Here is a 24,472-nt window from a genome sequence, read left to right on the forward strand (position 1 = left end):
CGGGTGCGGGGTGCGGACGGGTACGAGCCTGGGGACTCAGGCGGCGGCACCCACCGCCTGAGGCTCGTCCTCGTGCTGGCTCTCGACCACGAGCTCCTCGACGGGAGACGCGGTGGCGTTGTCGTACTTCACGCGGTCCAGGATGTTCTCGCGGGCGGCCACGATGACCGGCACGAGCGCCTGTCCGGCCACGTTCGTGGCGGTGCGCATCATGTCCAGGATCGGGTCGATGGCGAGGAGCAGGCCCACGCCCTCCATCGGGAGGCCGAGCGTCGACAGGGTCAGCGTCAGCATGACCGTGGCGCCGGTCAGTCCGGCGGTCGCGGCGGAGCCGATCACCGAGACGAACGCGATGAGCAGGTACTCCTTGATGCCGAGCTGTACGTCGAAGATCTGCGCGACGAAGATCGCGGAGATCGCCGGGTAGATCGCGGCGCAGCCGTCCATCTTGGTCGTCGCGCCGAACGGCACGGCGAAGGAGGCGTAGTTGCGCGGGACGCCGAGGCGCTCGGCGGACTGCTGGGTGACGGGCATCGTGCCGACGGAGGAGCGGGACACGAAGGCCAGCTGGATCGCGGGCCAGGCGCCCTTGAAGAACTGGAGCGGGTTCAGCTTGGCGACGGTCGCGAGGAGCAGCGGGTAGACGCCGAAGAGGACCAGGGCGCAGCCGACGTAGATGTCGATCGTGAACGTCGCGTAGTTGCCGAGGAGGTCCCAGCCGTACTGGACGATGGCGCGGCCGATGAGGCCGGCGGAGCCGATCGGGGCGAGCAGGATGACCCACCACAGGGCCTTCTGCAGCAGCTCGAGCACCGACTCGGACAGGGAGAGGATCGGCTGGGCCTTCGGGCCGATCTTCAGGATGGCGACACCGGCGACGACCGCCATGAAGACGATCTGCAGGACGTTGAGCTCGGTGAACGGCGTGACGACGTCGGTCGGGACGATGCCGGTCAGGAAGTCCAGCCAGGAGCCGGCGTGGTCGGGCTTGGAGCCGTCGGCCGGGGTGAGGTTCGAGCCGTTGCCCGGGTTGGTGATCAGGCCGATCGCGAGGCCGATGACGACCGCGATCAGCGAGGTGATCATGAACCACAGGAGGGTGCGGCTGGCGAGCCGCGCGGCGTTGTTGACCTTCCGCAGATTGGTGATCGACACCAGGATCGCGAAGAAGACCAGCGGGGCCACGGCCAGCTTCAGGAGCTGGATGAAGATGCCGCCGACCTTGTCGAGGGTCGTGGCGAGCCAGGACACGTCGTAGGTGCGGGCGACATAGCCGAGCACGAGGCCGACGACGAGGCCGAGCAGGACCTGGGCCCAGAAGGGGATGGGTATCCGGAAGCGGGGCTTCTGCTTCTCGGACGCGGACGCGGTGTTCGCGGACACGGACACACTCCAGTGATGACGCGCGGGTGGGGTCGGACGTAAGGAAGCGGCCACCGCGGGAGGGAGAACCAGGGGCGCCGCTGCATCGGGGGGAGTCGCTTCAGAGGCGACAGGCCGCGGACATGCAACGGCAGAGGTCGACATGCAGGCGCGCCACGAGCGGAACGCTCATGGGCATGTGGCCTGCGGATGTCTTCATGGCAATCACGTTAACACTCATGCTTTGAGAACATCAAAGGGGTTCTTTGGGGAAGAAATGACCCGCTCCATGACCCATGGACCTGGAAAACGCAGGTGGCCCCGACATCGAGCGATGTCGGGGCCACCTGCGTTGTGACGAAGCTTACGAGTCCCTTACATGGGACTTCGGGGACGAGGCGCGTTACGAGGCGCTCTGCGCGCGGGCCGTGTCGTCCGCGACGTCTTCCTGCGTGCGGTTGCGCTCGTAGTTGGCCTTCGTGCGGTCGACGCGCTCGACGATCTTGACGGAGGCCCGGTCGCGCTCCTTGCGCAGCACGACGTAGCTGATCGGCGCGGAGATGACGAGACCGAGCAGGGCGATCCACAGGAAGTACGAGCCGCCGGCGCCGCGGGGCACGATGCCTGTCGAGGCGAGACCCCAGACGACAAGGAAGCAGCCCGCGAAGATCCCGAAGCGCATCAGCGTGTAGCGGAGCATGTCAATCCACTCTTCCGTTCCGAATCGGTCCTACGCACCACCAAGTGAAGCATGCGACCCCGGAAGGGCATTGAGCGGTACCGCGAGTAATGGTTAGAGTGGCCCAATGACCCTTACGTTTCAGCTGGACCCGCCGATCGATCCGGCGCTGCGGGACGACGTCCTCGCGCTCTGGGCCGACGTGTCCAACGCGGGCGGAGCGGTCGGCTTCGTCCCGCCCGTCACCACCGAGGACATCCGCCCCGAGCTGGTCAGGCATCTCGCCGCGATGACCGAGGGCCGCACCCGGCTCCTGGTCGGACGCGACGAAGAGGGCACCGTCGCGGCGACGGCCTTCTTCACGTACAACCAGCACCGCCTGCAGAAGCACTTCATCTGGCTGTACACGGTGATGATCCACCCGCGGTACCAGGGCAAGGGGTACGGGCGCGAGCTGATGGCCGCCGCGGCCGATGCCGCCCGCGCCTTCGACGGCATCGAGGCGATCCGCCTCACCTGCCGCGGCGGCACCGGCGCCGACCGCTTCTACGCGGCGTGCGGCTACAAGGAGGTCGGCCGCGTCCCCGGCGCGATCCGGGTGGCCCCCGGCGACGACCGCGACGACATCACGATGCTGCTGCCGGTGACCTGACATGAGCGAAGAGGGGCCCCGGCCACCGGCCGGAACCCCTCTTCGCCCTTGCGCCTGCCGTCAGAGACGTCGTCGGATCAGAGACGACGTCAGACGCGCATCGCCTGCGGCGTCTCGCGCCGCGCCGGGTCCGGGCCGTCGTACTCGCGGATGATCTCGTACCGGGTGTTCCGCTCGACGGGCCGGAAGCCGGCGTCGCGGATCAGGTCGAGCAGGTCCTCGCGGGTCAGCTTGTTCGGCGTCCCGTAGTTGTCCGCGTCGTGCGTGATCTTGTACTCGACGACCGAGCCGTCCATGTCGTCGGCGCCGTGCTGGAGCGCGAGCTGGGTGGTCTGCACGCCGTGCATGACCCAGAAGCACTTCACGTGCGGCACGTTGTCGAACAGGAGCCGGGAGACCGCGAAGGTCTTGAGCGCCTCGGCGCCGGTCGCCATGGTCGTACGCGCCTGGAGGCGGTTGCGGACCTTGCCGTCCTTCATGTCGACGAAGTCGTGCTGGTAGCGCAGCGGGATGAAGACCTGGAAACCGCCGGTCTCGTCCTGGAGTTCGCGCAGGCGCAGCACGTGGTCGACGCGGTGACGGGGCTCCTCGATGTGCCCGTACAGCATCGTGGACGGGGTCTTGAGACCCTTCTCGTGCGCGAGGCGGTGAATCCTCGACCAGTCCTCCCAGTGGGTGGCGTGGTCGACGATGTGCTGGCGGATCTCCCAATCGAAGATCTCCGCGCCGCCGCCGGTCAGCGACTCGAGACCGGCGTCGATCAGCTCGTCGAGGATCTCGGAGGCGGAGAGCCCGGAGATCGTCTCGAAGTGGTGGATCTCCGTCGCCGTGAACGCCTTCAGCGCGACGTTCGGCAGCGCCTCCTTGAGGGCCTTCAGGGAGCGCGGGTAGTAACGCCAGGGCAGCGTCGGGTGCAGGCCGTTGACGATGTGCAGCTCGGTGAGGTTCTCGTTCTCCATCGCCTTGGCGAGGCGGACGGCCTCCTCGATGCGCATCGTGTACGCGTCCTTCTCGCCCGGCTTGCGCTGGAACGAGCAGTACGCGCACGAGGCGGTGCACACGTTCGTCATGTTGAGGTGGCGGTTGACGTTGAAGTGGACGACGTCGCCGTTCTTGCGCGTGCGCACCTCGTGGGCGAGCCCGCCCAGCCAGGCCAGGTCGTCCGACTCGTACAGCGCGATGCCGTCCTCACGGGACAGCCGCTCGCCGTCCCGCACCTTCTGCTCCAGCTCGCGCTTGAGCCCTACGTCCATTGCCATTGCTCCTCACCAAAGACTGCGGCCAACCGTACTCCCCCACCCTTCGGGCGGGAGGGGCCCCCATCAGGCACTACGTGCCCGCCTCTACTCCTCCTCCGGCAGCTCCCCCACCCGGTTCTCCCACTTGGTGGACAGCACGATCGTGGTGCGCGTGCGCGAGACGCCCTTCGTGCCGCTGAGCCGGCGGATGGTGCGCTCCAGGCCGTCCACGTCGCCGACCCGCACCTTGAGCATGTACGAGTCGTCGCCCGCGATGAACCAGCAGTCCTCGATCTCGTGCAGGTCCTTGAGCCGGCGCGCCACGTCCTCGTGGTCGGCGGCGTCGGAGAGCGAGATGCCGATCAGGGCGGTGACGCCGAGGCCGAGCGAGGGCGAGTCGACGGTCGCGCGGTAGCCGGTGATGACGCCGGCCGCTTCGAGACGGTTGATGCGGTCGGTGACGCTGGGCCCGGACAGGCCTACGAGGCGTCCCAGCTCGGCATACGAGGCGCGGCCGTTCTCGCGCAGAGCCTGAATGAGCTGCCTGTCCACGGCGTCCATAGGTCCATGCCTTTCATTATTCTGTGTTGACGCGAGTTTACGTGTAGAATCTAAGGCGTGCAGGGCATTGGCCCTGTGAATCTTTCAGCCGAAACCCGGTTCCACCTTCGGCTGCCCTTCCAAGCGATCTTCGACTACCGATCAAAGACGATCATTCAGGAGTGTTGCCACCGTGTACACGATCGAGATGGCCTACGCCCGTATGCGCGAGCTGCAGGACCAGGCCAACCGCTCGCGTGCCCACCAGTCCGCCGTCGAGGCGCGTGCCGCTGAGAAGCGGGCCGCGCGCGCCAAGAAGCGCTAACGGTCCGGAGAGCCGCCCCCGAGCTCTCCCTGCCACCGGCGGTAGAGCCGATGCGGCACCCCCGCCGCGTCGAGCGCCCGCCCGGCGACGAAGTCCACCAGATCCTGGATGTGCGTCGCCCCCGCGTAGAACGCCGGAGAGGCGGGCAGCACCACGGCGCCCGCCTCGTCCAGCGCCACCAGATGCTTCAGCGTCTGTCCGTTCAGCGGTGTCTCGCGCACCGCGACGACCAGCCTGCGCCCTTCCTTGAGCGTCACGCTCGCCGCGCGCTGGAGCAGATCCTTCGACAGACCGAGCGCCACGCCCGCCACGCACGCCGTGGACGCGGGCACGATGATCATGCCCTTCGCCGGATACGACCCGGACGACGGTCCCGCCGCCAGATCCCCGGCGGACCAGTACCTGACCCGGTCGAGCCGGTCGCCCACCGCGAACGTGTCCGACTTCCCGTCCGCCCCGCGCGCCAGCCACTCACCCAGGTCCTCGTGCCAGTGCGCGTCCCGGAACGCGATGCCCGTCTCATCGAGCAGCGTCAGCCGCGAGGCCCGCGAGACGACCAGGTCCACGCTCTCCCCCGCATCGAGCAGCGCGCGCAGAACCGCGGCGGCATACGGGGTCCCCGATGCGCCGGACACCCCCACGATCCAAGGCCGGCGCCCAATTTCTCCTGCGGTCATGCCGTCGAGCCTATCCGGCACCCGGCCGCGGTCAGACAGTCAGGCCGCGCACGAGGAGGTCGAGCAGCGCGCACACGAACAGGGCGATCCCGATAAAGCCGTTGACCTGGAAGAAGGCCCGGTTGAGCCGGGACAGGTCGCGCGGCCGCACGATCGTGTGCTCGTAGAGGAAGGCGCCCGCGACGATGACGAGGCCGAGCCAGAAGAACGCACCCGCGTCCGTGGACAGCGCGTACCAGACGAACAGCGCCGTGGTGAGCGTGTGGCAGCCGCGCGCTCCCCAGATCGCCGCCGGGATTCCGAAGCGGGCCGGCACCGACATCACGCCGACCTCGCGGTCCGTCTCCACGTCCTGGCAGGCGTAGATGAGGTCGAAGCCGCCGATCCAGATGCCGACCGCGAGCCCGAGGATCACCGCGTCCCACGACCACTCGCCGGTGATCGCCAGCCAGGCGCCGACCGGCCCCATCGCCTGGGCGAGACCCAGGATGGCCTGCGGGAAGTTCGTGAACCGCTTGCCGTACGGATAGACGACCATCGGGATCACCGCGATGGGCGCGAGCGCCAGGCACAGCGGGTTGAGCAGGGCGGCCGCGCCGAGGAAGACGACGAGCGCGATGAGCGCGCCGGTCCAGGCGGACTTCACGGACATCGCGCCCGTGACGAGTTCGCGGTGCGCGGTCCTCGGGTTACGGGCGTCGATCTCGCGGTCGATGATCCGGTTCACGGCCATCGCGAACGTGCGCAGGCCGACCATCGCGATGGTCACGAGCAGCAGCCGCCACCAGTGGATGTTCCCGTCCATCCGGAACATCGCGGTGAGCGCCGCGATGTACGCGAAGGGCAGCGCGAACACCGAGTGCTCGATCATGACGAGCCGCAGGAACGCCTTGGTGCGGCCCGGCTGCGGGATCGCGGCGGAAGCGCTGGTCACAGGCCGTACTCCTTCCAGCGGCGGTCGACCGTCGCCGCCGTCTGCGGGTCGGACAGCACCATCTCGGGCCAGCCGCCGTCCCGCGTGTAGCCCTCCTCGGGCCACTTCTTCGTCGCGTCGATGCCCGCCTTGCCGCCCCAGAACTGCTGGTACGACGCGTGGTCGAGGTGGTCGACGGGGCCCTCGGCGACCGTCAGGTCACGGGCGTAGTCCGTGTTCCCGAGCGCCCGCCACGCGACCTCGTGCAGATCGTGCACGTCGCAGTCCGAGTCGACGACCACGATCAGCTTGGTCAGCGACATCATGTGGGCGCCCCACACGGCGTGCATCACCTTCTGCGCGTGTTTCGGGTACTTCTTGTCGATCGAGACGATCGCGCAGTTGTGGAAGCCGCCCGACTCGGGCAGGTGGTAGTCCACGATGTCCGGCACGATGATCTTGAGGAGCGGCAGGAAGAAGCGCTCCGTGGCCCGGCCGAGGGGACCGTCCTCCGTCGGCGGGCGCCCCACCACGATGGACTGCAGCAGCGGACGCTTGCGCATCGTCACGCAGTCGATCGTCAGCGCGGGGAAGGGTTCCTGCGGCGTGTAGAAACCGGTGTGGTCGCCGAACGGGCCCTCGGGGAGCATCTCCCCGGGCTCCAGCCAGCCCTCGAGGACGACCTCGGCGTTCGCCGGCACCTGGAGCGGCACCGTCTTGCAGTCGACCATCTCGATCCGCTTGCCCTGGATGAACCCGGCGAAGAGGTACTCGTCGATGTCCCCGGGCAGCGGCGCCGTCGACGCGTACGTCACGGCGGGCGGGCAGCCGAAGGCGATCGCGACCGGCAGCTTCTCGCCCTTCCTGGCGGCCACCTGGTAGTGGTTGCGGCTGTCCTTGTGGATCTGCCAGTGCATACCGATGGTGCGCCGGTCGTGGCGCTGGAGCCGGTAGAGCCCGAGGTTGCGGATGCCGCTCTCGGGGTCCTTGGTGTGCGTGAGGCCGAGGTTGAAGAAGGAGCCGCCGTCCTGCGGCCAGGTGAACAGGGCCGGGAGCTGGTCCAGGTCCACGTCGTCGCCGCGCAGGACGACCTCCTGCACCGGCGCGTCCTTCACCTTCTTCGGCGGCACGTGCACCATCGAGCCGAGCTTGCCGAACGCCTCGCGCACGCCCACGAAGCCGTGCGGCAGCTCGGGGCGCAGCAGGCCGCCGATCTTGTCGCTGATCTCCTCGTAGGACTTCAGGCCGAGCGCCTTGAGCAGGCGCCGGTCGGTCCCGTACACATTCATCGCGAGCGGCATCGAGGAGCCGCGCACGTTCTCGAAGAGGAGAGCGGGGCCGCCGGACTTCTGCACCCGGTCGACGATCTCACCGACCTCCAGATAGGGGTCGACCTCGGCCTTGATGCGCTTGAGGTCACCCTCGCGCTCCAGCGCCCGCAGGAGGGAGCGAAGATCGTCGTAAGCCATGCGTCCCAGTATCGAGCACCGGCTACCCTGACCCGGTCACCGGGGGCCTGCGTCGTCCCCACGCCGCTCCTTGGGGGATCGCGACACCATGCTCCGCTACTTGCCGTTCCTGCTGGTCCTGGCGTTGTGGATCTACGCCTTCATCGACTGCCTGAACACCCCGGAGGAGGAGGTCAGGGGCCTGCCGAAGGTCGTGTGGGTCATCATCATCCTGCTCTTCGGCGAGGTGCTCGTCGGCCCGATCGCCTGGCTCGTCGCGGGCAGGCACCGGCACGCGCCCGCGAACGGCTCGACACCGTCCGAGTGGCACCGCAGCCACCGCACCACGTTCGTCGCGCCCGATGACAACCCCGAGTTCCTGCACTCCCTGCGCGAGGAGGCTGCGTCTGCCGACGAGGTGAAGGACGAGTCGCTCCTCAAGGACTGGGAGGCCGATCTGCGCCGCCGCGAGGAGGAGCTCAAGAAGCGCGAGGGCGAGCAGGGCGGGGAGCAGGCATGAGCGCCTTCGACCCCGAACTGGCGCGGACCTGGCTGGCCACGGCCGTCGAGGAGGCGCGGGCGGGGCTCGCCGAGGGCGGCATCCCGATCGGCGCGGCCCTCTACTCGGCGGACGGGAAGGTCCTCGGGCGCGGGCACAACCGCCGTGTGCAGGACGCGGATCCGTCCGTGCACGGCGAGACCGACGCCTTCCGCAACGCGGGCCGGCAGCGCTCGTACAAGGGCACGACGATGGTGACGACGCTCTCGCCGTGCTGGTACTGCTCCGGTCTGGTGCGGCAGTTCGGCATCTCGCGGGTCGTCGTCGGTGAGGCTCGGACGTTCCACGGAGGCCACGACTGGCTGGCCGAGCACGGCGTGGAGATCGTGATGCTCGACGACCCCGAGTGCGTCGCGATGATGGAGGAGTTCATCGCGGCCCGTCCCGAGCTGTGGAACGAGGACATCGGCGAGTAGCGCGGATCCGGCCGGTCGGGCCTCGTTGCCCGCGTGCCGCGCCGCGTCCACAGTGGGGTCATGACGGAACCCCGTGCGCCACTGCCCCGTATCCCCACGATCGATCTGCGGCCCTGGCTCCTGGGCGGTCCGGACGCGCGCGCCGGGATCGCCCGTGCCGTCGACGAGGCGCTGCGCACGGCGGGATTCCTGCTGGTCACCGGGCACGGCGTGGACCCGCTTCTGCGCTCCCGGATCCGGGAGGCGGCGCGCGTCTTCTTCCGGCTGCCGCCCGCGGTGAAGGAGCCGTACGCCGTGAAGGTGGGCGGGCGCGGCTGGCTGGGCCCCGGCGCCGAGGCGAACGGCTACGCGGAGGGCACCGAGACCCCGCCCGACCTCAAGGAGTCCCTGTCGTACGCTTCCGAACTGCCCACCGGGGACGCGGAGATCGACGCGGAGTGGTTCCTGCCCAACACCTGGCCCGCCGAGACGCCCGAGCTGCGCGCGCTCGTCGAGACGTATCTCGGGCGGATGCGGGAGCTGTCCGACCTGCTGCTCGAACTCCTCGCGGTCGCGCTCGGCGAGGAGGAGGACTTCTTCACCCGGCACACCACGCACCCCACTTGGGGCTTCAACATCAACTGGTACCCGGGTACGGACGTCGTGGGCGAGCCCGAGGAGGGCCAGTTCCGCATCGGCCCGCACACCGACTTCGGGACCGTCACGGTTCTCGACCGGCAGGCCGGCAAGGGCGGGCTCCAGGTCTACACCGACGAGGGCGGCTGGGAGGACGCGCCGTTCGACCCGGACGCGTTCACCATCAACATCGGTGACCTGATGGCGCGTTGGACCGGCGACCGCTGGCGCTCCGGCCGCCACCGCGTCCTGCCGCCCCCGGCCGACCTGCCCACCGAGGAGCTGATGTCGCTCGTCTACTTCTACGAGTGCGACCCGCGCACGACCGTCGAGTCCGTGCCCGCGCCGAAGGGCCGGGTCGCGCACGAGCCGGTCGACTCGCACACGTATCTGCGGGCGAAGCTGGACACGATCACTGTGGAGCCTTGATCACTGCGGCGTCCGATCACCGCATGTCCGATCACTGTGGAGCCTTGAGATAGCCGTCCCGGAGCTCCTGCCATCGGGACGGGGTCCAGGCCGCCCAGGCCCGCTCGTCCGTCGGGCGCCCGTCGAGCGCGGCGGCCAGGTGCTCGAAGTGGTCGTGCCAGGCGGCCAGGTAGTCCAGGCGCTCCGAGTCGTCTCCGTCGATCTCGCCGGTGAACCGCAGGGTCGTCGCGTCGGGGGCCGTCGGCTCCAGGTGGAAGCGCAGGCGGCCGTGCGGGCCTTCGAGCGTGTACTCGGCGACGCGCTCGCCGTCCCACGCGGTGACCCGGCCCTGGTGGGCGCGCCCGCTGTTGAGCCACCGCAGCGTGACCGCGCCGCCGAGCCGTGGTTCGAGCACATCGGCGGCGGCCAGCCACCCCGGCAGACCCTCCGGGGTGGCCACCGCCGCCCAGACCTCCTCCACGGGATGCGGAAGAGGGATCGTGAAGTGCAGGGTGTGGGTGTGACCCTCGGTCCGGCTCGTGCCGGGCGCGACGGGTGTGGCAGGTGCCGCGGGCTCGGTGGGGTGGCTGGATTCGGTCATACCTCAAGGCTGGCGCGCCCGCGCGCTTCGCGCACCCGTACGGACCGGGATCCGCTGCCCCCGTGCCTAGGGCCGCTGCCCCGGCTTGTCGACGACGGCCCGGTCCACGACCGCCGTATTGCTCGTGACCTGGCCCTTCTTCACCCCGCCCGACCAGGCTTCGGTGGCGACGGTGCGCTCGCCCAGGAACTCATGGGTCTTCACGTCGAAGATCCACTCGTCGCGGCTGGGGTTGTCGGGGTCCTTGCGGGCCACGGCGATCCCCGGCCGGCCCGCGGCGTCCTTCACCCCCTTCACCACGGTCACGCCGGGGATCCTGGCGGCGGCCCGGTAGAGCGCGGCACCCACCTCCGGCGGCACGAGCGCATCCCTGATCAGGTCGCCGACCAGCACGAACATGGCCTGATCGGCCTGCTGGCCGCTGTGCTCGGGCGCCGTTCTGCGCAGCCAGCGCAGCATCGCGTCGGGATCGGTGGGCAGGGTGGACAGGTGCCGGTAGCCGGCGGACGTCTCGTAGCCGGGCTTGCCCGGGACCGGCCCGGTTTCGGTCGCCCACTGGCCTCGGCCCTTCTCGCGTACGAGTCCCTTGCGGGTGCCGTCCACGGACTGCCAGGTCTCCAGCCGGTGCAGTGGCGGGATCTTCGTCTTCATGCCCTCGCCGCTCTGCGAGTACGACACGAGGCTGTCGACGTAGACGAACTGGTCGTCGCGGATGCCGGCGGGCGTATCGGAGTGCTCGGCGGCGAGCGCGACGTCCTCCAGGAGCGCCACGGCCTCCTTGGTCGGTGGCGGGGCGCCCGCGCCGTCCGACGGCAGCGCGACGAAGGTGACGGCCGCCGCGGTCGCCACGGCCACGGCGGCGACCGGCCGCAGCCGATTCCGGCGACGCGGTGCCTGCGCGGGTGCTTCGGTCTCCCGGATCTCGGTCATCAGATGCTCCTTGAGGAGTCGGTGCCGGCCCGGCGGAAGGTCCTTCTCAGGAAGCGTGTTCATCGATTTCCCTCCTGTATGGGCCCGGCCACGGGAGCGTGGCCGCCTTTCATCTGTCCGTCGAGGTGCGGAAGTTCCATGGCGCGGGCGAGTTTCCTGCGGGCTCTGGACAGCCGGGAGCGGACCGTTCCGACGGGGACGCCGAGCGCCCTGGCGGCGGACGGGTAGTCGAGTCCCGACCAGACGCACAGGGCGAGCACCTCGCGTTCGGGGCGCCGCAGTGTGGCCAGCGCGGTGTGGACGAGGGCTATGCGGGCCTGGTCGTCGATGCGGCCCACGACGTCGTCGGCGAAGTCGGCCTCGGGCTCCGCGCGCGGGAGGCGGGAGACTGCGGCGGCGTGTCTGCGGGTGGCGCGGCGCAGGTTGCGCGTGACGTTCGTGGCGACGCCGAGCAGCCAGGGCCGCAGCGAGCCGCCCTCGGGCTCGACCCTGTCGCGCAGCCGCCACGCTTCGAGGAAGGTCAGCGAGACGACTTCCTCGGCGGTCGACCAGTCGCCGGTCAGGCTGTAGGCGTGGTTGTAGACGGATCGGGCGTAGGCGTCGAAGAGCTCACCGAACGCGTCGGCGTCACCGTCCCTCACCCGGGTTCTGCGTGCTTGATGTGCCCCCTGATTCCTCTTCACGCCACCCATCTGTCCGTACGACGAAGGCCGGTTCCCGTGACTCACGTCACATGGGAACCGGCCTTCGTGGGCTGTCGTGGTGTCAGACGCCGGCGTAGGAGTGCTTGCCGGTGACGAAGATATTTACGCCGTAGTAGTTGAACAGCCAGCAGGCGAAGGCGATGAGGGCCAGGTAGGCGGCCTTGCGGCCCTTCCATCCGGCGGTCGCGCGGGCGTGCAGGTAGCAGGCGTACGCGACCCAGGTGATGAACGACCAGGTCTCCTTGGGGTCCCAGCCCCAGTAGCGGCCCCACGCGTCGCCGGCCCAGATCGCGCCCGCGATGATCGTGAACGTCCACAGCGGGAAGACGGCCGCGTTCACGCGGTAGGAGAACTTGTCGAGCGAGGCCGCGGCGGGCAGGCGCTCCATGACGGAGGTCGCGAACTTCCCGGGCTTGCCGCCGTTCGCCAGCTTGTTCTCGTACGAGTCGCGGAACAGGTAGAGCAGCGTGCTGACCGCGCCGACGTAGAACACCGCGCCGCAGAAGATCGCCGTGGAGACGTGGATGTACAGCCAGTACGAGTGAAGGGCGGGAACCAACTGGTCGCTGGCGGTGTACAAGACAGTGACAGCGAGGCCGAGATCGAGGAGGACCGTGGTGACCAGCGGGAGGCCGAGCCAGCCGATGTTCTTCTTCGCCACGAGCAGGCCGAGGTACACAGCGACAGCGACGGTGGAGAAGGTGATGTTGAACTCGTACATGTTGCCCCACGGCGCGCGCTGCACGGAGAGCGCGCGGGTGAGCACACCGCTCGCCTCGACGAGGAACGCGAGCACGGTGAGGGACACCGCGATACGGCCGTAGAGGTCGCCCTGCTCGTCGCCGCCGGAGGCGCCGGGGCCGTCCGGCACGTCACGCGTACCGGAGACGGCGCGAGTCACGACTCTGGGCCGCTCCAGGACGGCGGTGCCGCCGTTCTTCTCCTTGACCTGCACCTTCACGGAGCCGGCCGCGGCCTGCGCGGTGGCCTTCTGCGTCAGCGCGGCAGCGGTGCGGCCGACCTTGCTGCGGCTGCCGAAAAGCCACTCGGCCATGTGCGCGAAGAAGGCCAGGAGGTACACGGCCATCGACGAGTAGATCAGCACATTGCTGATGTGCGCGAGATTCTCGTTGGTTGCGGCGGCGAGATTCACTTCTCAGCCCCTTCGGCAGGAACAGCAGGTTGGGGATCGGCGGCGCTGGGCGCCTGTTCGTAGAGGTGTGCGGCCAGGTCGCCGAGTTCTTCGGCCACCTTCGAGGACTCACTGCGGCCGAGACCGCCCATCTCGACGACGGTGACTCCGTCGGCTCCGGGGGTCGCCCGGACCCAGACACGGCGGCGCTGGATGAACAGGGAGCCGGCGAGGCCCGCGATGGCGGCGAGCGCTCCGGCGAGGGCCCAGCCGTCGCCGGGCTGGTGGGTGATCTGGAAGCTCGCCCACTGCTTGATGTCCTTGTCGAACGTGATCGACCCGGCACCGTTCGGAAGCTTCATGGTCTCGCCGGGCCGCAGCCGCGTCTTGAGCAGCTCCCCCTTCGAGTCCGTGAACTTCTTCATCTTGGAGGTGTCCAGTTGGTACACGTTCTGCGGGATACCGGAGTCGACACCCAGGCTTCCGTGGTACGCGGACAGCGCGAGGACGGGGTAGTCGAGCGCGGGGAACTGGGAGAACATGTTGCCCTTCCCGGACCCCGCGAAGGTCGGCACGAAGAAGGCGTTGAAGCCGAGCTGTTCCCGCTTGCCGTTCTTGTCGCGGTAACCGTCCATGACCTTGATGGCACCGGTGGAGGTGACGTTCGAGTCGATGGGCAGCAGCGGCACGGCCTGCCGGGAGACGATCTTGCCGCGGCCGTCCCGGACGGTGACGGTGGGCGCGTAGCCGTGGCCGTTGAGATAGACCTTGGTGCCGTCTATGTCGAGGGGCGTGTTGACCTCGATCGCGGACTTCTGGTCCTTGCCGGTCGCGCCGACGCTGTAGGTGACGTTCGCGCGGTAGACGCGCGGGCTCCCCTTGTTCGGCCCGTTGCGCTCGTACGTCCCGTCGAACTTGTCGAGCTGAAAGCTGAACGGCGTCAGGTCGGTGTCGGAGTTGAAGAGGTTGCCCGACTTGAAGTCGTCGTACATCGGCAGGGCGTTGGAGAAGCCTCCGTCGCCCTCGACCATCAGCTTGCCGCCCTCGGACTTGAAGAGCTGGCCCCAGGCGAAGGCGATCAGCATCACGATCAGCGCGATGTGGAAGATCAGGTTGCCGGCCTCGCGCAGATAGCCCTTCTCGGAGGCGACGGAGTCACCGGAGATGTGGGCGCGGAAGCGGCGCTTGCGGAGGATTTCGAGGGCCGCCGCGCGGACCTGCTCGGGCTCGGCGTCGGTGCGCCAGGTCGCGGACGCGGGCAGGTGCGTGAAGCGCTTGGGGGCGCCCGGGGCGCGGCCGCGCAGCTGCCCGACGAACTGCCAGGTGCGCGGGACGATGCAGCCGATGAGGGAGATGAACAGCAGGATGTAGATCGCGGAGAACCACACCGAGCTGTAGACGTGGAACAGGCCCAGCTTGTCGTAGACCGGCGAGACCGTGGTGTGCGCGTCCTTGAACGTCTGCACCTTCATCTCGTCGACCCCGGACTGCGGGATCAGCGAGCCGGGGATCGCCCCGAGCGAGAGCATGAAGAGCAGGATCAGCGCGACGCGCATCGAGGTGAGCTGCCGCCAGAACCAGCGGGCCCAGCCGATGGCCCCCAGGCGGGGCAGGTTCGGGCCGCGGTCCTCCTGCGGTGCGGTGGACAGGTGCGAGCCGGCCGCGCCGAGCTCGTCGCCGCCCACCTCGCCGGTCTTGCCGGATTCAGTCGTGCTCATGAATCAGATTCCCACCGTGAAGCCGTTGGACCAGGACTGCATCTGCTGGACGAGGGTGTCCCAGGCTCCTGTGAGCAGCAGCACTCCGGTAAAGATCATCATGATGCCGCCGATGCGCATCACCCAGGCGTAGTGCTTCTTGACCCAGCCGAAGGCGCCGAGCGCCTTGCGGAAGGCGACCGCGGCGAGCACGAAGGGGACACCGAGCCCGGCGCAGTACGCAACGGTCAGTATGGCCCCGCGCCCCGCGCTCGCCTCGTTGAACGACAGGGCGGTCACGGAGGCGAGCGTCGGACCGATGCAGGGGGTCCAGCCGATGCCGAACAGGGCGCCGAGCACCGGGGCGCCGATCAGCCCGGTCACCGGCCGCTTGTGGAAGCGGAATTCGCGCTGCGTGAGCCAGGGCATCATGCCCATGAAGAAGATCCCCATGAGGACCATCAGGACACCGAGGATCTTGGTGAGGGTGTCCTGGTACTCCTGGAGCGTCTCGCCGAAGTAGCCGAAGAGGGCCCCGCCGGAGACGAAGACGGCAGTGAAGCCGAGGACGAAGAGTCCGGCGCCGAGCGCCATCCGGCCGCGCCGCGCGTCGGCCAGGTCGGTGCCGCTGACCCCTGTCACGTAGGACAGATAGCCGGGCACGAGAGGCAGGACGCAGGGCGAGAAGAACGAGAGGAGACCGCCGAGCACGGCGATCGGCAGAGCGAGCAGGAGCGCACCGCTCTCGACGGTGTTGCTCACTCCGCCTTCAGCGGCGAGAGCGGTGAGCGTGGCGTGCACCGTCGCTCACTTCTCCGCGATCACGGGGTCGACCATCTTGCGCAGCTTGTCCTCGCTGAGCGCGCGCAGCGAGCGGGCGGCGATCTTGCCGTCGCGGTCGATGACGAGCGTGGACGGGATGGACTGCGGGTTGAGGGTGCCCTTCTCGAACCGCAGCATCAGCTTGCCCGAGGGGTCGTAGAAGCTCGGGTACGGGATGTTGTGGTCCTTCTCGAACTGGAGGGCCGGTTCGGTCTGCGGATCACGGGTGTTGATCCCGATGAACTGGACGTCCTTGCCCTTGGTCTCGTTCGCGACCTTGGCGAAGTAGTTGGCCTCGGCGCGGCACGGCGGGCACCAGGAGCCCCACACGTTCAGCACGATGACCTTGCCCTTGTAGTCGGCGAGGTCGAGGGGCTTGCCCTCCAGGTCCTTGCCGTCCAGCTTCGGGGCGTCGTGCCGGTCGCCCTTGTCGACGGTGGAGATGCCGCCGGAGTTCGTCACGAAGTTGGTGTTGTTGCCGCCACCCGACGTTCCGCCGGAGCTGCATGCGGAGAGCGTCAGCGCAGCGACCGCGGCTCCCGCGGCGAGGAGGGCGGTACGGCGCTTGGATGCAGCGAGGGGGGAAACGCGGCAGTCGGCACTCATGTGAAAAGTTTCGCATGTCTGTTTAGGGGATCTTCCGCACCCCCCTTGCGTACGGAAAACCCCATTTCAGGAGGGGTCATTCAGGGTGCGGCGCGAGGCTCACGCCGCGGCTTTCAGATAGCTCTTCCAGCCGCCGTCGGGGCGCGCTCCGACGTCGAGCGAGCGCAGCTTGTCGAGGACCTTCGGGTCCTGGACGTCCAGCCAGTCGACGAACTGCCGGAAGGAGACGAGGCGTACATCCTTCTGGCCGGCCATGTGCTTGAGCGCCTCTTCGACGGAGTCCATATAGATCCCGCCGTTCCACTCCTCGAAGTGGTTGCCTATGAAGAACGGCGCCCGGTTCGTCTCGTATGCCCGCTTGAAGCCGGCTATGTAGGCCTCGGCCGACTGCTTGCGCCAGCGCGGGTAGTTGTAGGCGGGCGCCCTGGTCGTGTTCACCGACTGGTTGGCCAGCATGTTGTAGTCCATCGAGAGGACCTCGAAGCTGTGCCCGGGGAACGGCACGGCCTGCAGCGGCAGATCCCACACCCCGCCGCGCTTGGAGGGCCAGCGCTGCCGGCCGCCCGGCGACGAGGCGTCGTAGCGCCAGCCGAGCTCGCGGGCCGTGGGCAGCAGATTGTCCTGGCCGAGCAGACAGGGCGTGCGGCCGCCGACGAGTTCCTTCTCATAGTCGAAGGGCAGCGAGGGCAGGTCGTGCCAGCCCGTGTTCGTGCGCCACTCCTTGACGAACGACTTGGCCTGGTCGATCTCGCTGCGCCACTGCGCCGGGGTCCAGTTGGCGACGGTGCCGGTGCCCGCGCAGAAGTGGCCGTTGAAGTGCGTGCCGATCTCATGGCCTTCCAGCCAGGCCCGGCGGACGTACTTCAGCGTCTCCTTGATGTGGTCATCGGTGAGATAGCCGATGTCGGAGGCGCCGACCCCGTTGTTCGGCGGGCGGTAGAGCCGCTTCTTCGACTCCGGCAGCAGATAGAGGCCGGAGAGGAAGAACGTCATGTGCGCGCCGTGGTTCTCGGCCAGTTCGAGGAAGCGCGGGAAGAGGCCGTTGCCGACCTCGCCCGCGCCGTCCCAGGAGAAGATCACGAACTGCGGTGGCGTCTCGCCGGGTTCGAGGGGGACGGGCTTGCCCGGCTGGTTCGGCTGCTTGCCGGTGTACGACGTCGAGCCGTCGCCGATCGACCGGACCGCGGGCTTGTCGGGCTTACCGGCGCCGCCCTCACCCTTGCCACCCGGCGGCACGGAGACCCCGCCACCCTGCCCGTTGCCGGTACCGCACCCGGCGAGCGCGGCGGCCGCCGCCCCCGCTCCGAGCCCGATCAGTCCCCTTCGTGTGATGTCCGGCATTCCCTGGTCCCCATTCGTCGCGCCCCGTTCCCGTACGAGACGGGCACCCCCTTAGAGGGCGCGACGAACACTGCGGTTCCGGCGCGGAGAACAAAGTTGGGCAATGCCGACGGCTTTACGTCGAATGTTCCGAGTGCCGAATGTGCTCGGGACCGAAGGCGCTCAGGACCGAAGGCGCTACGCGCCGAACGCCTTGTCCTTCCCCTTCACGGGCTTGGCACCCGCGAGGAGATGGGCGGGCACGAGATCGCGCGCGGGCTCCGTGTAGCCGACGGACACGATCTTGTCCCCGCGATAGGTGAACGTCGTGAGCGAGGCGAGCGTGCACTGCCGCTTGCGCGGGTCGTGCCACAGCCGCCGCTTCTCCACGAAGCTGCGCACGATCCAGATCGGCAGCTGATGGCTGACGCACACCGCCTCGTGACCGCGCGCCGCGTCCTTCGCCGCGTCGAGGGCTCCCATCATCCGCACGACCTGCTCGACGTACGGCTCGCCCCACGACGGCTTGAACGGGTTGACGAGGTGCTTCCAGTTCTCCGGCTTGCGCAGCGCGCCGTCGCCGACGCCGAACGTCTTGCCCTGGAAGACGTTGCCCGCCTCGATGAGCCGGTCGTCGGTCGCCAGGTCGAGCCCGTGCGCCTTCGCGATCGGCGTCGCCGTCTCCTGCGCCCGGTCCAGCGGGGAGGCCACGACATGGGTCACATCACGCGAGGACAGGTGCTCGGCGACCCGGTCGGCCATCTGCCGGCCGAGCTCGGAGAGGTGGTAGTCGGGCAGGCGCCCGTACAGGATCCCCTCCGGGTTGTGCACCTCTCCGTGCCGCATCACGTGGACGACGGTGATGTCCTGGTCGGACTTGCCGGCAGTGGTCATGCTTGCGTGGCCTCCGCAGCCGCGCGCGCGGCACCGGGGAGCGCGGCGGCGATGCGCTCGACCGCCCGCTCGTCATGGGCAGTGGAGACGAACCAGGACTCGAAGGCCGACGGCGGCAGATAGACGCCCTGCTCCAGCATCGAGTGGAAGAACGCGGTGAAGCGGAAGGACTCTTGGCGCTTCGCGTCCTCGTAGTTGCGCACCTCGTTCTCCGTGAAGAACACCGAGAACATGTTGGAGGCGCTCTGCACGCGGTGCGCGACGCCCTCCTTGGTGAGCGCGGCGCCCACCAGGGTGCGCAGCTGCTCGGAGACCGCGTCGATCTTCGCGTACGCGGCGTCGTCGAGCAGCCGCAGCTGCGCGACGCCGGCCGCCGTCGCGACCGGGTTCCCGGACAGCGTGCCCGCCTGGTAGACGGGTCCGGCCGGGGCGAGGTACCCCATGACGTCCGCGCGGCCACCGAACGCGGCGGCCGGGAAGCCACCGCCCATGACCTTGCCGAACGTCATCAGGTCGGGCGCCACCCCGTCGACGCCGTACCAACCAGCCTTCGACGTGCGGAAGCCGGTCATGACCTCGTCGGAGATGTACAGCGCGCCGTTCTCCCGGCACAGGTCCGCGAGTCCCTGGTTGAAGCCTTCGACCGGCGGGACGACGCCCATGTTGCCCGGCGACGCCTCGGTGATGACACAGGCGACCTGGCCCTCGTTCGCGGCGAACGCGGCCCGCACGGCGTCGAGGTCGTTGTACGGGACGACGATGGTGTCGCCCGCCTGGGCACCGGTCACACCCGGGGTGTCCGGCAGCCCGAGGGTCGCCACACCCGATCCCGCCGCGGCGAGCAGCGCGTCCACGTGCCCGTGGTAACAGCCGGCGAACTTGATCACCTTGGCGCGCCCGGTGAACCCGCGGGCGAGCCGGATCGCGGACATGGTCGCCTCGGTGCCGCTGGACACCAGCCGCACCTGCTCGACCGGCGCGATCCGCGCGACGATCTCCTCGGCCAGGGCCACCTCGCCCTCACCCGGTGTACCGAAGGACGTACCGCGTGCGACGGCTTCCTGGACGGCCGCGATGACCTCGGGACGGGAATGGCCGAGGATCATCGGCCCCCAGGAGCAGACGAGGTCGACGTACTCGCGACCGTCGGCATCCGTGAGGTACGGACCGGTACCGGACACCATGAACCGGGGCGTACCGCCCACGGCACGGAACGCGCGTACGGGCGAGTTCACGCCGCCCGGCGTCACGAGGGCCGCGCGGTCGAAGAGACCCTGCGAGACCGGTGCTTCATAGGGGTACGGTGCGGTCGCGCCCGACGGCGGCGCCGCGGACCCCGGGATGTTGTTCGCCTCTGCCATGCCTCTCAGCGTACGGGCAGGCTCTCCGGAGCCCGGCTCATCCCCTGCTTCTCTGGCCACGGCGGGAACGGACTACCTAAACTCCCAGGGGACGGGCCGCTCGCGGACAGTTCACGCTGCACGCCGGCACGGGGTTCGCTCCCCGGCCCGCGCGGGTGGTTCACCGCACGTTTCGGCGAGTGACCGTGGGGGAGGTCACTGACACGATGATCGGGTTGCGCGGTGGTGGCCGCGCGGCCTAGAAAAGGGGCCAGGCGCCCTGGAAAAGCAGTCGGGTGGAGATATGCATCGCGGTGGCGGACTGGGCGAGGGGACCGACGACCTGGGCCCCCGGCGTGCCCGGCGGGGAAAGCACCGGCGCGACGCGGAGGCGGCAGCGGCAGCGGCAGCGGCGGAGGAATCGGACGCCGGGCAGGCACTGAGCGGGACCGGGAGCAGGAATGGTGGCCGGGTGGGGGTGACGTACAAATACTTCGGCGCGCCCGACGGCGCCACGGCGGCCCGTGTCCCCATCTCGATGCGCCCCGAGGAGCTCGGCGGTGACGAGCTCGGCATGGGCGGCATGTTCACCAAGATCAAGCCGGAGACGATGGCCGCGATGGTCCTCACCGGCATAGAGGGCATACCGCTGCACAAGGTCCCCCCGCTGGAACTGGTCGTCCTGCACCCCGACTACGCGGTCGTGAAGCTGCCCATGACGGTCGTCGACCCGCTGCGCGGCGTCGGCGAGGAGGCCGTGGGCGCCGCGGCATTCATCTGGTCGACGGTCCCGGACCGCGGCGGCCCGCGCGACGCGTTCTACGTGTACCAACTCCTGCACGAATGGCAGGATTTCAGCCACCGGCTGCACGACGCGGGACACCAGGCCTACTGCCTCGTCTGGCCCTGACCCTCACTCCTCGCCGGGCAGCACACCCCGCACCGTGAACCCGATCGCCGCTCCCCCGCCCGCACGCGCCTTCGCGAACGGCGCGCCCCCATGGGCCGCGGCCACCTCCTGGACGATGGACAGGCCGAGGCCGGAGCCCGGCAGGCTGCGGGCGGCCGGCGCGCGGTAGAAGCGGTCGAAGACCCGGTCCAGATCCGAGTCCGCGATGCCGGGACCCCGGTCGAGCACCTCGACGCGCACGCCGTCCGGGAGGCCTCCCGTGACCACGATCTCGATCAGCTCCGTGCCGTCGCGGTCGAACTTGGCGGCGTTCTCCACCAGGTTCGACACCGCGCGCTGGAGCGAGGCCGGTCGGCCCCGGACCACCGTGTCGCCCCGCGAACGCACCGTGACCGTGCGGCCCGTACGGCGGCGCGCGAGGACCGCCGTGTCCTCCGCGGTCTCGGCGAGCGCCACCTCGACGACCGGCTCGTCGTCCTCCTTGCCCGCGGCGAGCTCCACCAACTCGTTGACCAGATCGGTCAGTTCACGCGACTCCTGCGCCAGGTCGGCGATCAGCTCCTCGCGGGCGGCGGGCGGCAGGTCCTCGATACGGCGCAGCAGCGAGATGTTCGTACGCAGTGAGGTGAGCGGCGTGCGCAGTTCATGACCGGCGTCCTGCACCAGTCGGCGCTGGTCCTCCATCGAGCGCGCAAGCCGCCCCAGCATCCGGTCGAAGGAGCGCCCCAGGCTGCCCACCTCGTCGCCGCCGTTGACCGGCACCCGCACATCGAGGTGCCCCGTGCCCGCCACGTCCTCCGCCGCCTCGGCCAGCCTCACCAGACGCCCCGTGATCCGGCGCGCCAGCCACCAGCCGACAAGTCCCGCCGCCACGATCACGGAGCCCGCCAACAGGCCCGTGCGCTGCTGGAGTTCACGCAGCAGGTCCTCCGTGTCGCTGAACTCCTGCGCGACCTGCACGGCGCCGCGCCCGCCGCCCAGGGACACGGCCTTCATCCGGTACTCGTCCCCGCCGATCTCCACATCGCGCCGCGAGCCGCCCTGCTCCGCCCCGTCGGCCTCCTCCGTCACACCGGCGTGCGCCTCGTCGGAGGTGCGCCGGTCCGCCGCGTTCACCGGCAGCTGCGGGCTGCCGCGGTCGACGACCCGGCCGCCGGGCCCGAGCACCTGGACGTCCGTACGGGCCGGCCGGATCAGGTCGTCGCGCGGCCCGTCGTGGTCGGGGTCCCCCGACGCGAAGTCGTACGGGGTGAGCTTGGCCTCCTTCACCTGCTGCCGCAGATCGGTGACGACCTCGTCGAACACGGCCTGCTGGTCCACGCGGACGAGCCGCGCCGCGGCGTCGTAGGAGAGGAAGCCGACCAGGACGGTGACGGCCGCCGCGACGGCCGCGAACGACACGGCGAACGTCGTCCGCAGAGACCGGGCGCGCGGTCGCCCGTGCAGGAACGCGCGCAGGCGGGGGCGCGGCATCCTCAGTCCTCCCGCAGCACGTAGCCGACGCCGCGCACGGTGTGGATGAGGGAGGTGGCGCCTGGTTCGTCGACCTTGCGGCGCAGATAGCCGACGTAGACGGCGAGGTTCTTCGACCCGGGACCGAAGTCGTAGCCCCAGATGCGGTCGTAGATCGTGGCGTGGTCGAGGACTATGCCCGCGTTGCGCACGAGCAGCTCCAGGAGGTCGAACTCGGTACGGGTCAGCTCCAGTTCGCGCTCCCCGCGCCAGGCCCGCCGCGCCTGCGGGTCCATTCTGAGGTCGGCCGCCGCGACCTGGCCGTCGGGCTCGGGCGACGCATCGCGTCCGTCGCTCCCGTCGTCGGAGGAGGCGCCGTTGCTGCGGCGCAGCAGGGCACGGAGCCGGGCGAAGACCTCATCCACGTCGAACGGCTTCACGACGTAGTCGTCGGCGCCCGCGTCCAGGCCCGCGATCCGGTCCGGCGTCTCGACGAGCGCCGTCAGCATCAGGATCGGCGTGCGGTCCCCCTCGGCGCGCAGCACCCGGCACACCTGAAGACCGTCGATGCCCGGCATCATCACGTCCAGGACGAGGATGTCGGGCGCGCTGCGGTGCGCCTGCGCGATCGCCTCCACCCCGTCGGCGACGGCCGTGACCTCGTAACCCTCCAGAGTCAGGGCCCGCTCCAGGGCATGGCGGATGGCACGGTCGTCCTCGGCGAGCAGCACGGTCGGGGACGCGGCGTGGGGCGTGGCGGGCGCAGCGGTAGGGGACACGCGTTCCAGTGTGCCCCCCGCGCCCGGCGGCATACCCCCTGCCCAGGGGCCCGCCGGACGCCTTCTTACCCGCCTCTCACCCAGGCGCGAACGGTGGCTTACCTGGCTGGACCAGGCTCCCGCCGTATGTTGCGGGCACAGCGCCCGCCGGGAGGGTTGTCCATGAAGATCGTGTTCCTGCTGCACAACGCGTACGCGATCGGCGGGACCGTGCGAACCACGCTCAACCTCGCCGCGGCGCTCGCCGGGCGCGGCGGCCACGAGGTGGAGATCGTGTCGATGTCCCGGCATCGCGAGGTGCCGCGCTTCACGGTCGACCCCGCCGTCTCACTGGTCCCACTCGTCGACACGCGTATCGGCGGCGTCGACACGCGGTACGCGGCGTACGAGGAGCCTGCGCGGGACTTTCCCGCCGCCGAGAAGCGGCACAAGCAGTACACCCGTCTGCACGATCTGCGCGTGCGCGGGTACCTGGAGCGCTGCGACGCTGACGTCGTGATCGGTACGCGCCCCGGCATCAACGTGTATCTGGCGATGTACGGCCCGCGCACCGCACTGCGGATCGGGCAGGAGCACCTGCGCCACGACGCGCACAGCAAGAAGCTCCGGGCGGTGCTCGCCCGCCACTACCGCTCCCTCGACGCCGTCGTCACCATGACCGCGGCGGACGCCGAGGTGTACCGGGCGCGCATGGCCCTGCCGGGCGTACGGGTCCTGTCGGTCCCCAACATCGTGCCGGAGGCGCCCTGCCCGCCGTCCGACGGCGCCGCCAAGGTCATCGCGAGCGCCGGGCGTCTCGCGCCGGGCAAGCGCTTCGACCTGCTCCTGGAGGCGTTCGCGGCCGTCGCCGCGCAGGAACCCGAGTGGCAGCTGCGGATCTACGGCGGCGGGCCCGAGGAAGCGAAGCTGCGCGATCTCGTCGCCGGGCTCGGACTGACCGGGCGCGCCCACCTGATGGGGGCGCGCTCGCCCATCGAGCCGGAGTTCGCGAGGGCCTCGATCGTGGTGTCCGCGTCAGATGCGGAGTCCTTCGGGATGACGCTCGTCGAGGCGATGCGGTGCGGGGTTCCGGTGGTCAGCACCGACGCGCCGCTCGGCCCCGCCGAGATCATCACCGACGGCGTCGACGGCCGGCTCGTGCCGGTCGGGGACGCGCGGGCCCTCGCCGAGGCGGTCGTCGGCCTCATCCACGACGCGCCACGCCGGCACGCCATGGCCCGCGCCGCGTTCGCGTCCGCCCGCCGCTACGACCCCGATCCGATCGTCGCCCGGTACGAGCTCCTGTTCGCCGAACTCCGTGAGACGCGGCGCCTGCGGTCGTGGCAGCGGCTGCGCTCACGCGCGGCCGGCTGGGCCCGCCGCAAGGCCCGTTCGACCCACGGCCCGGCGCGGACCGCGTCCGCGCGCGGCGCCCGCTCGGACCCACGCCCCACGTGACGCACGAGCGGGAAGG

Annotated in this window: 26 protein-coding genes; 7 read left to right on the top strand and 19 right to left on the bottom strand. The window is 69.8% G+C overall.

Annotated features, from left to right (window positions below; genetic code table 11):
• Positions 1 to 36: 36 nt before the first annotated feature.
• Together OG698_RS21780 and OG698_RS21785 are read right to left on the bottom strand one after the other, a co-directional pair.
• Positions 37 to 1,383 carry a dicarboxylate/amino acid:cation symporter gene (locus tag OG698_RS21780; RefSeq protein WP_326774602.1) on the bottom strand — a complete coding sequence of 449 codons (1,347 nt, stop codon included), beginning with the start codon at positions 1,381 to 1,383 and terminating at the stop codon, positions 37 to 39.
• 382 nt (positions 1,384 to 1,765) lie between these two features.
• Positions 1,766 to 2,062, bottom strand: a complete 297-nt coding sequence (locus OG698_RS21785) for a DUF4229 domain-containing protein (RefSeq protein WP_329571391.1) — start codon at positions 2,060 to 2,062, stop codon at positions 1,766 to 1,768.
• A gap of 106 nt (positions 2,063 to 2,168) precedes the next feature.
• Between OG698_RS21785 and OG698_RS21790 the strand changes: the two genes are divergently transcribed.
• Entirely contained in the window at positions 2,169 to 2,693 is a 525-nt protein-coding gene (locus tag OG698_RS21790) for a GNAT family N-acetyltransferase (protein ID WP_406104838.1), read from the top strand.
• A gap of 89 nt (positions 2,694 to 2,782) precedes the next feature.
• On the opposite strand, the gene mqnE is transcribed toward OG698_RS21790, so the two are convergent.
• Complete coding sequence (mqnE, locus tag OG698_RS21795) at positions 2,783 to 3,946, bottom strand: aminofutalosine synthase MqnE (RefSeq protein WP_326778576.1); 1,164 nt, start codon at positions 3,944 to 3,946, stop codon at positions 2,783 to 2,785.
• Positions 3,947 to 4,036: 90 nt separating this feature from the next.
• Entirely contained in the window at positions 4,037 to 4,492 is a 456-nt protein-coding gene (locus tag OG698_RS21800; protein ID WP_329571395.1) for an Lrp/AsnC family transcriptional regulator, read from the bottom strand.
• A gap of 172 nt (positions 4,493 to 4,664) precedes the next feature.
• Here OG698_RS21800 and OG698_RS21805 point away from each other — a divergent pair, with 172 nt between their 5' ends.
• Positions 4,665 to 4,796, top strand: coding sequence for a hypothetical protein (locus OG698_RS21805; RefSeq protein WP_267893758.1), 132 nt, complete (start codon positions 4,665 to 4,667; stop codon positions 4,794 to 4,796).
• Here OG698_RS21805 and OG698_RS21810 read toward each other — a convergent pair.
• From OG698_RS21810 to OG698_RS21820, 3 genes are read right to left on the bottom strand one after another with little or no spacing between them, the layout of a single operon-like run.
• Positions 4,793 to 5,473 carry a UbiX family flavin prenyltransferase gene (locus tag OG698_RS21810; RefSeq protein ID WP_406104840.1) on the bottom strand — a complete coding sequence of 227 codons (681 nt, stop codon included), beginning with the start codon at positions 5,471 to 5,473 and terminating at the stop codon, positions 4,793 to 4,795. The genes OG698_RS21805 and OG698_RS21810 overlap by 4 nt on opposite strands.
• A 31-nt stretch (positions 5,474 to 5,504) precedes the next feature.
• On the bottom strand, positions 5,505 to 6,407 hold the full coding sequence (gene mqnP, locus OG698_RS21815) for a menaquinone biosynthesis prenyltransferase MqnP (RefSeq protein ID WP_406104842.1): 903 nt from the start codon (positions 6,405 to 6,407) through the stop codon (positions 5,505 to 5,507).
• A complete protein-coding gene (locus OG698_RS21820; protein ID WP_399971002.1) occupies positions 6,404 to 7,855 on the bottom strand; it encodes a menaquinone biosynthesis decarboxylase in 1,452 nt (483 codons plus the stop codon). The genes mqnP and OG698_RS21820 overlap by 4 nt, the downstream gene beginning before the upstream one ends.
• An 88-nt stretch (positions 7,856 to 7,943) precedes the next feature.
• Here OG698_RS21820 and OG698_RS21825 point away from each other — a divergent pair, with 88 nt between their 5' ends.
• The 3 genes from OG698_RS21825 to OG698_RS21835 are packed head-to-tail and all read left to right on the top strand — an operon-like array spanning position 7,944 to position 9,853.
• On the top strand, positions 7,944 to 8,354 hold the full coding sequence (locus OG698_RS21825) for a PLD nuclease N-terminal domain-containing protein (protein WP_406104844.1): 411 nt from the start codon (positions 7,944 to 7,946) through the stop codon (positions 8,352 to 8,354).
• Positions 8,351 to 8,809 (top strand): nucleoside deaminase, encoded by a 459-nt coding sequence (locus tag OG698_RS21830; protein WP_100597995.1) that lies wholly within the window; start codon positions 8,351 to 8,353, stop codon positions 8,807 to 8,809. Before OG698_RS21825 ends, OG698_RS21830 begins: the two co-directional genes overlap by 4 nt.
• Positions 8,810 to 8,869: 60 nt before the next feature.
• Complete coding sequence (locus OG698_RS21835) at positions 8,870 to 9,853, top strand: isopenicillin N synthase family dioxygenase (RefSeq protein WP_406104846.1); 984 nt, start codon at positions 8,870 to 8,872, stop codon at positions 9,851 to 9,853.
• Positions 9,854 to 9,884: 31 nt separating this feature from the next.
• Here OG698_RS21835 and OG698_RS21840 read toward each other — a convergent pair whose 3' ends face one another.
• From OG698_RS21840 to hemL, 10 genes are all read right to left on the bottom strand, one after another.
• Positions 9,885 to 10,433: an SRPBCC family protein gene (locus tag OG698_RS21840; protein ID WP_406104848.1), complete on the bottom strand. Its 549-nt coding sequence runs from the start codon at positions 10,431 to 10,433 to the stop codon at positions 9,885 to 9,887.
• 66 nt (positions 10,434 to 10,499) lie between these two features.
• Positions 10,500 to 11,426 carry a CU044_5270 family protein gene (locus tag OG698_RS21845; protein WP_406104850.1) on the bottom strand — a complete coding sequence of 309 codons (927 nt, stop codon included), beginning with the start codon at positions 11,424 to 11,426 and terminating at the stop codon, positions 10,500 to 10,502.
• Positions 11,423 to 12,055, bottom strand: a complete 633-nt coding sequence (locus OG698_RS21850) for an RNA polymerase sigma factor (RefSeq protein ID WP_406104851.1) — start codon at positions 12,053 to 12,055, stop codon at positions 11,423 to 11,425. The genes OG698_RS21845 and OG698_RS21850 overlap by 4 nt, the downstream gene beginning before the upstream one ends.
• A gap of 73 nt (positions 12,056 to 12,128) precedes the next feature.
• Positions 12,129 to 13,220: a c-type cytochrome biogenesis protein CcsB gene (ccsB, locus tag OG698_RS21855; RefSeq protein WP_406104853.1), complete on the bottom strand. Its 1,092-nt coding sequence runs from the start codon at positions 13,218 to 13,220 to the stop codon at positions 12,129 to 12,131.
• Positions 13,217 to 14,917, bottom strand: coding sequence for a cytochrome c biogenesis protein ResB (locus OG698_RS21860; RefSeq protein WP_406104854.1), 1,701 nt, complete (start codon positions 14,915 to 14,917; stop codon positions 13,217 to 13,219). Before OG698_RS21860 ends, ccsB begins: the two co-directional genes overlap by 4 nt.
• 3 nt (positions 14,918 to 14,920) lie before the next feature.
• Positions 14,921 to 15,697 (bottom strand): cytochrome c biogenesis protein CcdA, encoded by a 777-nt coding sequence (locus OG698_RS21865; protein ID WP_329571419.1) that lies wholly within the window; start codon positions 15,695 to 15,697, stop codon positions 14,921 to 14,923.
• Positions 15,698 to 15,703: 6 nt separating this feature from the next.
• Positions 15,704 to 16,324 (bottom strand): TlpA disulfide reductase family protein, encoded by a 621-nt coding sequence (locus OG698_RS21870; RefSeq protein ID WP_329571421.1) that lies wholly within the window; start codon positions 16,322 to 16,324, stop codon positions 15,704 to 15,706.
• 99 nt (positions 16,325 to 16,423) lie between these two features.
• Positions 16,424 to 17,665: a hypothetical protein gene (locus OG698_RS21875; RefSeq protein ID WP_406104857.1), complete on the bottom strand. Its 1,242-nt coding sequence runs from the start codon at positions 17,663 to 17,665 to the stop codon at positions 16,424 to 16,426.
• A 177-nt stretch (positions 17,666 to 17,842) separates the two neighbouring features.
• Complete coding sequence (locus OG698_RS21880; protein ID WP_100597987.1) at positions 17,843 to 18,538, bottom strand: histidine phosphatase family protein; 696 nt, start codon at positions 18,536 to 18,538, stop codon at positions 17,843 to 17,845.
• A complete protein-coding gene (hemL, locus tag OG698_RS21885; RefSeq protein WP_406104858.1) occupies positions 18,535 to 19,899 on the bottom strand; it encodes a glutamate-1-semialdehyde 2,1-aminomutase in 1,365 nt (454 codons plus the stop codon). The genes OG698_RS21880 and hemL overlap by 4 nt, the downstream gene beginning before the upstream one ends.
• Before the next feature lie 283 nt (positions 19,900 to 20,182).
• On the opposite strand from hemL, the gene OG698_RS21890 reads away from it, so the two are divergent.
• Positions 20,183 to 20,788 carry a hypothetical protein gene (locus OG698_RS21890; protein ID WP_406104859.1) on the top strand — a complete coding sequence of 202 codons (606 nt, stop codon included), beginning with the start codon at positions 20,183 to 20,185 and terminating at the stop codon, positions 20,786 to 20,788.
• Positions 20,789 to 20,791: 3 nt separating this feature from the next.
• Here OG698_RS21890 and OG698_RS21895 read toward each other — a convergent pair whose 3' ends face one another.
• A complete protein-coding gene (locus OG698_RS21895; RefSeq protein ID WP_406104860.1) occupies positions 20,792 to 22,261 on the bottom strand; it encodes an ATP-binding protein in 1,470 nt (489 codons plus the stop codon).
• Between the two features lie 2 nt (positions 22,262 to 22,263).
• On the bottom strand, positions 22,264 to 22,971 hold the full coding sequence (locus OG698_RS21900; RefSeq protein ID WP_406111211.1) for a response regulator transcription factor: 708 nt from the start codon (positions 22,969 to 22,971) through the stop codon (positions 22,264 to 22,266).
• Between the two features lie 210 nt (positions 22,972 to 23,181).
• Between OG698_RS21900 and OG698_RS21905 the strand changes: the two genes are divergently transcribed.
• The gene (locus tag OG698_RS21905) at positions 23,182 to 24,456 is read left to right on the top strand and encodes a glycosyltransferase family 4 protein (RefSeq protein ID WP_406104862.1); all 1,275 of its coding nucleotides are present in this window, start codon (positions 23,182 to 23,184) and stop codon (positions 24,454 to 24,456) included.
• Positions 24,457 to 24,472 lie beyond the last annotated feature (16 nt).

Source organism: Streptomyces sp. NBC_01003, from assembly GCF_045162695.1.
In the GTDB taxonomy this organism is placed as follows: domain Bacteria; phylum Actinomycetota; class Actinomycetes; order Streptomycetales; family Streptomycetaceae; genus Streptomyces.